At 67.6% G+C, this 10,288-nt stretch carries 10 protein-coding genes; 7 read left to right on the top strand and 3 right to left on the bottom strand.

Going from position 1 to position 10,288, the window contains the following annotated elements; all coding sequences use genetic code 11:
* The first annotated feature begins 18 nt into the window (after window positions 1-18).
* Window positions 19-1,875 (top strand): transcription termination factor Rho, encoded by a 1,857-nt coding sequence (gene rho, locus GIY23_RS18155; protein WP_154077764.1) that lies wholly within the window; start codon window positions 19-21, stop codon window positions 1,873-1,875.
* Window positions 1,876-2,171: 296 nt separating this feature from the next.
* Here the strand turns inward: rho and GIY23_RS18150 are convergent, their stop codons facing one another.
* The gene (locus GIY23_RS18150; RefSeq protein WP_154077763.1) at window positions 2,172-2,687 is read right to left on the bottom strand and encodes a hypothetical protein; all 516 of its coding nucleotides are present in this window, start codon (window positions 2,685-2,687) and stop codon (window positions 2,172-2,174) included.
* 139 nt (window positions 2,688-2,826) lie between these two features.
* Between GIY23_RS18150 and rpmE the strand changes: the two genes are divergently transcribed.
* From rpmE to prmC, 3 genes are all read left to right on the top strand, one after another.
* Window positions 2,827-3,051, top strand: a complete 225-nt coding sequence (gene rpmE, locus GIY23_RS18145) for a 50S ribosomal protein L31 (protein ID WP_154077762.1) — start codon at window positions 2,827-2,829, stop codon at window positions 3,049-3,051.
* Between the two features lie 89 nt (window positions 3,052-3,140).
* Window positions 3,141-4,214: a peptide chain release factor 1 gene (prfA, locus tag GIY23_RS18140; protein WP_154078952.1), complete on the top strand. Its 1,074-nt coding sequence runs from the start codon at window positions 3,141-3,143 to the stop codon at window positions 4,212-4,214.
* Between the two features lie 293 nt (window positions 4,215-4,507).
* Window positions 4,508-5,380 (top strand): peptide chain release factor N(5)-glutamine methyltransferase, encoded by an 873-nt coding sequence (prmC, locus tag GIY23_RS18135; RefSeq protein ID WP_154077761.1) that lies wholly within the window; start codon window positions 4,508-4,510, stop codon window positions 5,378-5,380.
* A gap of 48 nt (window positions 5,381-5,428) precedes the next feature.
* Here prmC and GIY23_RS18130 read toward each other — a convergent pair whose 3' ends face one another.
* Together GIY23_RS18130 and GIY23_RS18125 are read right to left on the bottom strand one after the other, a co-directional pair.
* Window positions 5,429-6,400, bottom strand: a complete 972-nt coding sequence (locus GIY23_RS18130) for a DUF2332 domain-containing protein (RefSeq protein ID WP_154077760.1) — start codon at window positions 6,398-6,400, stop codon at window positions 5,429-5,431.
* A complete protein-coding gene (locus GIY23_RS18125; protein WP_154077759.1) occupies window positions 6,397-7,296 on the bottom strand; it encodes an alpha/beta fold hydrolase in 900 nt (299 codons plus the stop codon). Before GIY23_RS18125 ends, GIY23_RS18130 begins: the two co-directional genes overlap by 4 nt.
* 156 nt (window positions 7,297-7,452) lie before the next feature.
* On the opposite strand from GIY23_RS18125, the gene GIY23_RS18120 reads away from it, so the two are divergent.
* From GIY23_RS18120 to GIY23_RS18110, 3 genes are all read left to right on the top strand, one after another.
* On the top strand, window positions 7,453-8,100 hold the full coding sequence (locus GIY23_RS18120) for an L-threonylcarbamoyladenylate synthase (protein WP_154077758.1): 648 nt from the start codon (window positions 7,453-7,455) through the stop codon (window positions 8,098-8,100).
* 356 nt (window positions 8,101-8,456) lie between these two features.
* Window positions 8,457-9,587 carry a glycosyltransferase family 4 protein gene (locus tag GIY23_RS18115; protein WP_187352188.1) on the top strand — a complete coding sequence of 377 codons (1,131 nt, stop codon included), beginning with the start codon at window positions 8,457-8,459 and terminating at the stop codon, window positions 9,585-9,587.
* Entirely contained in the window at window positions 9,587-10,087 is a 501-nt protein-coding gene (locus GIY23_RS18110; protein ID WP_228717370.1) for a hypothetical protein, read from the top strand. Before GIY23_RS18115 ends, GIY23_RS18110 begins: the two co-directional genes overlap by 1 nt.
* Window positions 10,088-10,288 lie beyond the last annotated feature (201 nt).

Raw genomic sequence — 10,288 nt, 5'->3', positions numbered from 1 at the left:
CGGTCAGGAAGGACATTCGTGAGCAACACCGAATTGTTGAGCAGCGAGAACGCCAGCGGCGTCTCCTCTGCGGGTCAGCCGGAATCCGAGTCGGCGCACTCGGCGCCGGAATCCGGGGCCAACGGAACACCACGTCGGCGCGGGGGCCTGTCCGGGATGGTCCTCGCGGAGCTGCGGCAGCTTGCCGGGGAACTGGGGATCGACACCAGCGGACTGCGTAAGGGTGACCTCATCGCCGCCATCAAGGAACGGCAGGGCGGCGCGGCACCGAAGGCCAGCGCTTCCAAGAAGGACGACACCGCTCGCCAGGAGGCCTCGACGGTTTCGTCGGAGGCACCGGCTGCGGTGAAGGAGTCGAAGGCCCCGGGGACCGAGGAGACGAAGAAGACCGCCCCGGACGGCGGCTCGGAGGACACCTCGGGAAGCAATGGCTCCGGTCAGCAGCGTGGTCGTTCCCGTCGTCAGCCCGGGGACGGGGACGGGGACGACAACCGCCGGGGGAACCGCCGCAGGCGTGGTCGTGGCGGTTCCGGTTCGGGCAACGCCGACCAGAACGACGGTTCCGACGGTGGTCGGGGTGGTCGCCAGGACGGCAACAACCGCCAGGACAACCGCCCGGACAACCAGCAGAACGACGCCGACGACGACGGTGGTCGCCGGCGCGGTCGCCGTTACCGGGACCGTCGGCGCAACCGTGGCCGTGGTGAGGGCGGTGAGCCAGAGGTTCGGGACGACGACGTGCTGTTGCCCGTCGCCGGCATCCTCGACGTGCTGGAGAACTACGCGTTCGTGCGCACGTCCGGCTACCTCGCGGGGCCGAACGACGTGTATGTGTCGTTGTCGCTGGTCCGCAAGTACGGTCTGCGCCGCGGCGATGCCATCAAGGGCGTCATCAAGCAGCACCGGGAAGGTGAGCAGCAGCGGCAGAAGTTCAACCCGCTGGTGCGGGTGGACTCCATCAACGGTCTCGAGCCGGAGGAGTCGAAGAGCCGCAACGAGTTCCACAAGCTGACGCCGCTGTACCCGAACGAGCGGCTGCGGCTGGAACACGATCCGAACAACCTCACGGGTCGGATCATCGACCTCGTCATGCCGGTGGGGAAGGGGCAGCGTGCGCTGATCGTCTCGCCGCCGAAGGCCGGTAAGACGATGGTGCTGCAGGCGATCGCCAATGCGATCACCACGAACAACCCCGAGTGTCACCTGATGGTCGTGCTCGCCGACGAACGCCCGGAAGAGGTCACCGACATGCAGCGGTCGGTGAAGGGTGAGGTCATCGCCTCCACCTTCGACCGGCCCCCGGCAGACCACACGACCGTGGCGGAACTGTCCATCGAACGTGCCAAGCGGCTCGTGGAGATGGGACACGACGTGGTCGTGCTGCTCGACTCGATCACCCGTCTGGGGCGTGCCTATAACCTGGCGGCGCCGGCGTCGGGACGGATCCTGTCGGGCGGTGTGGACTCCACCGCGCTGTATCCGCCGAAGCGGTTCCTCGGTGCCGCCCGCAACATCGAGAACGGCGGCTCGTTGACGATCTTCGCCACGGCGCTGGTCGAGACCGGGTCGACGATGGACACGGTGATCTTCGAGGAGTTCAAGGGCACCGGCAACTCCGAGCTCAAGCTGGACCGCAAGCTCGCCGACAAGCGGATGTTCCCGGCCGTCGACGTCGACGCCTCGAGCACCCGGAAGGATGAGCTGCTGTTGTCGCCGGACGAGCTGGCCGTGACGCACAAGCTGCGCCGCGTCCTGTCGGCCCTTGATGCCCAGCAGGCGCTGGAACTCCTGCAGAACCGTCTGCGTAAGCAGCAGACGAACATCGAGTTCCTCATGCAGGTCGCCAAGACCACCCCGGGCAAGGACGAGGACTGACCTCGACCACACCCACGAAAGGGCCGTTCCGCAAGGGGCGGCCCTTTCTCGTGCCCGGATGACAGTAAGAGGATGTGGTCGCTCTGGGTGGGTGGGTGTAGTGGCGGAACCTCACCTCGCGGCCGGCTCCGGGATCGTCGACCGCAGGCAGCACTCCTCCATCACGTCGCCGCTGCCCTCGCCAGCCACGAGGTGAGTCCCCCGGGTTCCGGTCTGCCTAGACCGGCGGCACAGCCCTCGGCCCACTGTGGCTGCCACAGCCTCAAACCGGGCGTGACAGTAAGGGAACTTTCCTGTCACCGGTGACAGGAAAGTTCCCTTACTGTCACCTTCCGCGCGGGGCAGGGGCCGCGCGACCGGTTGCGGAAGAGGAGAAGACCGAGGGCGGCGATGCCGACGGCGCCGACTGCGAGCGTCTCCGGTACGGGCAGCTGAAGGCCGTCCAGGGTGAGTGCCCCCATCAGCAGAGTCAGCACGTAGGTGCCCGTCGTCGCGTGTTTCCACCGGGCGCGACGCCAGGCAACGTTTCCACTGGTCAACAGTGTCACCGCCACTGCGCATCCGAACAGCAGCGGCGTCGACAGTGCGACATTGTCGGAGCCTGTTCCGGCGAACAGAGCAGCGGCCACACCGGCGACGCTGAACAGGAACAACACCGGCAGCGCGAGCCATCCAGTAAGCCTGAGCTTTCCCAGGGCAGGGCACAGAAGCACGCATAGATCATGCTGGGGCGCGACGTGTTCGCACAGCCCTTTGTCGCCGGACGGTGGGCTTGGCGCGCCGGATGGTCGCAGCATCGCGGCGACCGGCACCCTGGACCGGAACGCGGCCCCCTGTGTTGCAGGTCAACAGCTCAGCTCTGGCAGAATGGAGCGGCTGAGTTCGGTGCCGGTTCACTCCGCCGTGTCGCGACACGACGGGGACCCGGCACCATGACGAGAGGACACCACCTTGAAGAGCGGAATCCACCCCGAGTACGTGGACACCACCGTGAACTGCGGTTGCGGGAACACGTTCACCACGCGGAGCACCCAGAAGGGCGGCCAGATGGCCGTCGAGGTGTGCTCGAACTGCCACCCGTTCTACACGGGTAAGCAGAAGATCCTGGACACCGGTGGCCGCGTCGCGCGGTTCGAGGCCCGGTACGGCCGGCGAAACAAGAACGCCGCCAAGTAGTTGACTTCACGGCGCCCGTGCCGCGGTTCCCGCGGGGCGGGCGCCGTTCGTCGTTCCGGTCGGTCGAAGTTCGGGGAGTTCAGGTGACGGTGGAAACGTCGAAGGTCGAGGGCGTGCTCGCGGAGTACGTCGAGCTGGAGCAGCGGCTCGCCGACCCCGACGTGCATGCCGACCAGGCCAACGCACGCAAACTCGGCCGCCGCTACGCCGAGTTGACTCCGGTGGTGCGGGTCGCCCGCGAACTGAACCAAGCACGATCCGATCTCGCGGCGGCGCGGGAACTGGTCTCCGAGGACCGTTCCTTCGAGGCCGAGATCGACACCCTGGCGGAGACGATTCCCGGGCTCGAAGCGAAGCTGACCGAGTTGTTGCTGCCCCGCGACTCCAACGACGCCTCCGACGTGGTGCTGGAGGTCAAGTCCGGTGAAGGCGGCGAAGAGTCGGCCCTGTTCGCGGGCGACTTACTGCGCATGTACCTCCGGTTCGCCGAGCGTCAGGGGTGGCGGGCCGAGGTTCTCGACGCCACCGACTCCGACCTCGGCGGATTCAAGGATGTGACGGTCTCGGTGAAGGGGGCTGCGGGGAGCACCTCGCCGGACGGTGTCTGGTCGAAACTGAAGTTCGAGGGCGGTGTTCACCGGGTGCAGCGAGTCCCGGTGACCGAGTCCCAGGGACGAGTGCACACCTCGGCGGCCGGTGTGATGGTGTATCCGGAGACCGAGGATGTCGAGGTCGAGGTCGACGAGAAGGACCTTCGCATCGACGTGTACCGCTCATCGGGGCCGGGCGGGCAAAGCGTCAACACCACGGACTCGGCGGTGCGGATCACGCACGTGCCGACCGGTGTGGTCGTGTCGTGCCAGAACGAGAAGTCGCAGTTGCAGAACAAGCTCCGCGCGATTCGGGTGCTGCAGGCGCGGCTGCAAGCGATGGCCGACGAAGAGGCGCAGCGCGAGGCGGCCGAGACTCGGCGTAGCCAGGTGCGGACGGTGGACCGTTCGGAGCGGGTGCGCACCTACAACTTCCCGGAGAACCGCATCTCTGATCATCGGATCAACTTCAAGGCCTATAACCTCGATCAGGTCCTTGACGGTGATCTCGACGCTGTTCTCGGCGCCTTGATCACCGCCGACCGCGAGGAGCGCCTCGGCTCCGACGCCTGAGGGTGCGCGAATTGATCTTCTTGGGTGGTTCCGCGGCTGGCTGCGGGATCGTCGACCTGAGGTAGCACCGACTCCAAACCTCGACGCTGTCCTCGTCAGCCACGAGGTGAGAACCCGCCGCTTGCCGGTCTGCGTGGGCAGCGGAACAACCGTCGCCGTACGTGCCCGACCACAGCCGCCATCCGCGCGTGACAGTAAGGGAACTTTTCTGTCACCGGTGCGCGGAAAGTTCCCTTACTCGCATTCGCCGGAGCTGCGCGCGAAGCGGGCGATGATCGCTTTAAGCTTTCCCCGTGAGTCGACACCCACTTCGTTTGGCCATCCTGGACGCGGAACGCGTGCTGTCCGTCGCCGGTGTGCCGAGCCCCCGTACGGACGCTGAACTGCTCGCCGCGCATTTGCTCGGGGTCGAACGCACGAAGCTCATGATGGTTCCCCTGGTCGACCCAGCGGTTGTCGAGGCACTCAACGATCTCGTGCGGCGTCGTGCGACCCGGGTTCCGTTGCAGCATCTGACGGGCACGTCGTCGATCGGGGACGTGAGCCTCGCCGTCGGCCCGGGGGTGTTCGTGCCGCGGCCGGAGACGGAACTGCTGCTGGCATGGGGCTTGGCGACTCTCGAGGGCGTGGACTCGCCGGTGGTAGTCGATCTCTGCACGGGATCCGGGGCGCTCGCGTTGGCCGTCGCGAAAGCACGTCCGGACGCGGCGGTGCATGCAGTGGAACGCGACTCGGGAGCGTTGGCGTGGGCGAGGCGTAACGCCGACGCGCAGGCGCAGGCAGGGGAAACACCGATCAGCCTGTACTCGGGCGACGTCGCCGACTCAATGCTGCTCATGGAGTGGGAAGGTCTCGTCGACCTCGTGGTGTGCAATCCGCCGTACGTGCCTGAGGGCACCCCGGTGCCCCCGGAAGTGCGGGCGCACGACCCTCATGACGCCGTGTTCGGCGGTCGGGACGGGCTGGATGTGGTTCGGCACGTCGTCGGGTGCGCGGCTCGGTTGCTCAAGCCGGGTGGTGGGGTCGCGGTCGAGCACGATGACACACACGGCGGTTCGGTGCCGGCGCTGCTCACCGCGCGGAAGGTGCTCGACTCGGTGCAGGACCACACGGATCTGGCGGGCCGCCCGCGGTTCGCGACAGCTCGCCGAGCCGACCTGGGGTGACAGTAAGGGAACTTTCCTGTCACCGGTGACAGGAAAGTTCCCTTACTGTCACGACTCGACCGGGGCCAGCCAGGAGCCGTACGACTCGCAGTGGGCGAGGACGCAGCCGTCGCGGTCGAGGACGAACGAGCCCCAGGTGAAGTTCGCCGATTCCGATCCCGCGTGGTCGGCGAGCGCGGGACTGGCCTTCCGGGATTCGATGCCGACACGGACGGCCCCTGCCTGCTCCACGACGTCGAGGAAGTCTCGTACCGTGCCTGCGTCGACGTAGGCGAGGACGGCCGAGTGCAGCACGACCGGTGTCGTCCCCTCGGGCACCTCGTCGAGCAGCGCGGGCAGGTCCTGGACCAGATCGCCTCGATCGATCCGGGGTGGCGCCGTCCGCGCCACCCGGATCGCCGAGTCGAGTCGTTCGAGCCGTGTCTGCATGCCGGGCCACACGAGGCTTCGGAGCCAGCGCACGTCGTCCTGGTCGGTCACGTCGAGCGGGTTCTGGTCGAGGCCGGCCCGCCATACGATGTCCGGGATCCGTTGCGGCGCTCGCGCACCAGGCTGGAGCTCGCAGGTGAGCGGGCACGGCCCGGTGCCGAGGGTGGCGAGGTCGGCTCCGGTGTATCGATAGGTGTAGCGGTCGAGCTGAAGGCACAGTCCGGCGCTCGCACCGACTTCGACCACAGCGAGCGGCCCGGGCAGGTCGTGCAGGCCGAACAGCAGGGCTGAGCACCGATTGGCCTCGTTCGTCTGGGTGTAGCGGCTGCGCATGGTGGCGCTGATGTCGTCCCAGTGCACGGACGTCCGTGCGGAGAGATCGGTGCCGCTGGCCGGTGCCGAGCCGGTTACGTACTGGACGGCGGCGAAAAGGAGGTTCGGCTGGTGGCAGCGTTCCGGCAGTGCGGAGATCGACTCGCAGAGGAGTGCGTCGTCGGCGACCGCGCGGGCGAGTGTCGCGTACAGCGGTGAGCTCCCCGCCGCTTCCTCCGCGAAACGCAAATACCGTTCGGATATGTCCGTGGAACTCATGAGGTCTCCGGTTCGTCGGCGCCTGCGTCGCCCTGTAGCTCGTTGACGAACTTCCGCAGCGCGGCGTTGAACTCGGTGGGCCGTTCCCGCGCCGGCCAGTGGCCGGCTCCTTCGATGGCTCGCAGCCTCGAGCCTGCGATCGCTCCCGCCGCCTCTCGCGCGGACGCCGGTGACGTCACCGCATCCTGCTCACCGTGCAGAACGAGCGTGGGGCAGTGGATCCGATCGGCCCGAGGCAGATGGTTCACCGACAGTCCCTTGCGGGTGATCGCCGAATCCAACCAGTCCGGAAAAACCGACTGCCGCTGACGCGCCTCGTCCTTCACCTCGTCGACCAGCGAACCGAGGTCCGGCACCGTCGCACCGCCGGTCAGGATCGACCGGGCGAGCACCGCACCTGTGAACGCTCGGTTGCGGCCCAACACCTTCGTCGCGAGAGTCCCGAGCCCGGACCGCACGGCCAGGTACGTGGGCAGGTGCCGAGGCATGCGGGTCTGAAAACCCGCGGAGTCGACGAGCACGAGTCCGTGAACGCGTCGCGGATGCCGGAGCGTGAATCCGGCGGCAACGCTCCCGCCGATGGAATGCCCGACGAGCACGGCGTCGTCGAGTCCCCACACGTCGAACATCCACCGCACCACCTCCTCGAGAGTGCGCTGGTCGGCGCGCCCGTGCCACGGTCTGCTGCCACCTTGTCCGGGGAGGTCGAACAGGAACACCCGGTGGTCTTCGGCCAGCATCGGGATCGTGTGCCGCCAGGTCACCATCGCGTTGTCGAACCCACCGCCGTGCAACAGCACGATCGCGGGCCCACCGTCGCCGCTGCGATAGTGGCGGATCTTCCCCGCGGGGAACTCCGCGTGTTCGACCTCGACGCCCTCGGCGGGGTGGGGCATCTGCTCTCCTGTTCGTCGCCGGTGCGCAACGGGGACGTGGTGGCCCCAGTGCCGTGCGGGTCCGCTGTGGACGCGAACCCGGCTCGAGGGTATTCCCGCGGGCGGGCGGAGGGCACCACTGACACGGGTGTGGAGCCGACGTGCCAGGATCGGGGAGTGAGCTCCCTCTACGACTGCACCGACCCGGACCGCCGCTCGGCCGGGTTGACCGCCGCCGCGAACACCGTGCGCGCAGGCGGACTCGTGGTTCTTCCCACGGACACCGTGTACGGGATCGGCGCGAACGCGTTCGACTCCGACGGGGTGGGGGCGCTGCTCGCGGCGAAGGGACGCTCCCGGTCGATGCCGGTCCCGGTCCTGGTCGGTTCCTGGTCCACAGTGGATGGGCTCGTGCTGTCGGTGTCGAAGCAGGCGCGCGCTCTCGTGGAATCCTTCTGGCCGGGCGGACTGTCGCTGGTGCTGCCGCAAGCACCGTCGTTGAGCTGGGATCTCGGCGACACCGGCGGCACGGTGAACCTGCGGATGCCGCTGCACCCGGTCGCGCTCGACCTGCTGCGTGAGGTGGGGCCGATGGCGGTCTCCAGTGCCAACCGCACCGGGAACCCGCCGCCCGAGACCGTTCTCTCCGCGCGCGATCAGCTCGGCAGCAGCGTGTCGGTCTACCTCGACGGTGGCCCGACCGGTGAGCCGGTGGCCTCCACGATCGTCGATCTGACCGCCGCGCAGCCGCGCGTGCTGCGCGAGGGCGCGGTCACCGTCGGCGAGATCAACGAGGTGCTCGGCATCGAGGTCGACATCGCGTAGCGGCTCGACTCCGGTATCGGTGTGACAGGAAGGGAACCTTCCGCGCACGGGTGACAGAAAGGTTCCCTTCCTGTCACACCCGGCCCGAACCGGCAACGGGCTAGCATGGCGGGCGGGTGTTCGTGGCGAAAATGCTGCTGTGGACCGGTGCGTGGCGCGGGTTCGGCCCGGCGATAGCGTGGCCGACCGAGAGGCGGAGTGAGTCTTCGCGCCATCCATCACGACGAGGAGCGCCGAGCGTGAGCATGTCGTTGCCAGGGTGCGAGCACGCGTCCGGCCGGTCGCTCCGGCCTCCGCGCGGGTGACGCGCCGTGGATCCGACCTGGGCACCTGCCGGACTTCCGGTTCGCGAGTACATGCTCGTCGCGTTGAGCGCGGCGGCCGTGACGTTCCTGCTGACCGGTCTGGTTCGCCTGGTGGCGATCCGGATCGGTGCGGTCGCCTATCCGAGGCAGCGGGACGTTCATCTGACACCGATCCCGCGTATGGGTGGGGTCGCCATGTACGGCGGCGTGCTCGGCGGGATGTTCCTGGCGAACAACCTGCCGGTGCTCTCGCGCAGCTTCGACTATTCCTCCGACGCGATCGCCGTGGTGCTCGCCGGTGGGCTGATCGTCCTGGTGGGAGCACTCGACGACCGGTTCGAGCTCGATTCGCTGACGAAGCTCGCCGGTCAGGTCACCGCAGCGGGGATTCTGGTGCTGCTGGGTGTGCAGTGGTTCCTGTTCTGGGTGCCGTGGGGCGACGACCCGAACTCGGTGGGTTCGCTGCTGTCGTTGAACAGCACGCAGGGGCAGTTGCTGACCGTGTTGCTCGTCGTCACGATGATCAACGCGATGAACTTCGTCGACGGCCTCGACGGGTTGGCCTCGGGCATCGGCCTGATCGCGGCGAGTGCCACGTGCGTGTTCTGTCTGGGGTTGCTGAGCAGCCAGGGCGGCGACGTCAATGCATATCCGCCTGCGCTCATCGCGGCGACGATCGCCGGTGCGTGTCTGGGTTTCCTGCCGTACAACTTCCAACCGGCGAAGATCTTCATGGGCGACTCGGGGTCCATGTTGATCGGCTTGATGTTGGCGACGGCGAGCACCACGGCCGCAGGCAAGATGGACTTCACGCGCTTCGGCGGCCGGGACGCGCTGGCGCTGCTCTCGCCGCTGCTGGTGGTGGCGGCGGTGCTGTTCGTGCCGCTGTTGGACCTCATCATGGCCGTGGTGCGCCGTACTCGGGCCGGTAAGAGCCCCTTCCATGCGGACAAGATGCATCTCCACCACCGGCTGTTGGAGATCGGCCACTCGCAGCGTCGCGCGGTGATGCTGATCTATCTGTGGGCGGCGGTGCTCGCGTTCGGTGCGGTCTCGCTGACTTTGTTCGAGAACCCGGTGACCGTGGCCTGTGTCATCGGCCTGGGAGTGCTGGTGGCGGGTATCGTTTCGCTCGTACCCCGTCTTCGAGCGCGGAGCGCTCCTGCTGATCGAGAAGTCTGATGAGTCGAGCCCACGATCCGTCCCCACCGGCCGCCGAGCCGATCGCGAGTACCTCCGCGCCGCAGGCTGAGCCGGAGGGTGAGCACGCGGCCGCGATGCGGCGTCTCGCCGACACGATGCTCCGCACCGCGTTGTGGCCGGGAATCGCCACTGTGGGGATCGCCACAGTCGTCGCCGGGTTGGTCGTCGGTCTGTCGGGCGTGCTCGGTGCGCTGGTGGGCGGCGCGGTCGCGACCGCTTCCTCGATGGCCACGATCGGGCTCATCAAGTGGTCGCGGGGCATGCACCCGATGGCGATGATGGCGGTCGCACTCGGCGGTTACACGGGCAAGATTCTTGTTCTGATGATTGTCATGACCCTGCTGACCTGGGTTGATGCGTTGCATCCGATGTCGCTGGCGCTGACGATGCTAGCCACGGTGCTCGTGTGGACCGCCGCGGAGGCGCAGGGATTCCGCAAGACGAAGATTCCCACGATCGTGCCTGTGGCCGGATCGTGAGTGGTGATCTGAGCGGGTGCCCGTACCCGCAAGTTACTCGTTGGTAGTATCGCTTGACGTTGCCTCGGTCAGGCCGTTGAACAGCACGGTCGAGTACCTGGGAGCGTGGTCGAGCCGGGTCTCGACGTTAAGGTGGGCCCCCCGGGGTCTCCGGACAGGTATCAGGTACGTTAAGTGCAAATCGTGACGATTCCCCCGGCG

The sequence above is a fragment of the Allosaccharopolyspora coralli genome (assembly GCF_009664835.1).
GTDB lineage: Bacteria > Actinomycetota > Actinomycetes > Mycobacteriales > Pseudonocardiaceae > Allosaccharopolyspora > Allosaccharopolyspora coralli.
The sequence above is the reverse complement of the archived record's forward strand: the minus strand, read 5'-3'. Positions and strand labels throughout refer to the sequence as shown.

What these genes read in the sequence shown, in the direction of transcription:
- GIY23_RS18130 (WP_154077760.1), bottom strand. Translation starts at nt 6,400, where the DNA reads ATGAGTTCCACGGACATATCCGAACGGTATTTGCGTTTCGCGGAGGAA.
- GIY23_RS18125 (WP_154077759.1), bottom strand. Translation starts at nt 7,296, where the DNA reads ATGCCCCACCCCGCCGAGGGCGTCGAGGTCGAACACGCGGAGTTCCCC.
- GIY23_RS18115 (WP_187352188.1), top strand. Translation starts at nt 8,457, where the DNA reads ATGCTCGTCGCGTTGAGCGCGGCGGCCGTGACGTTCCTGCTGACCGGT.
- GIY23_RS18110 (WP_228717370.1), top strand. Translation starts at nt 9,587, where the DNA reads ATGAGTCGAGCCCACGATCCGTCCCCACCGGCCGCCGAGCCGATCGCG.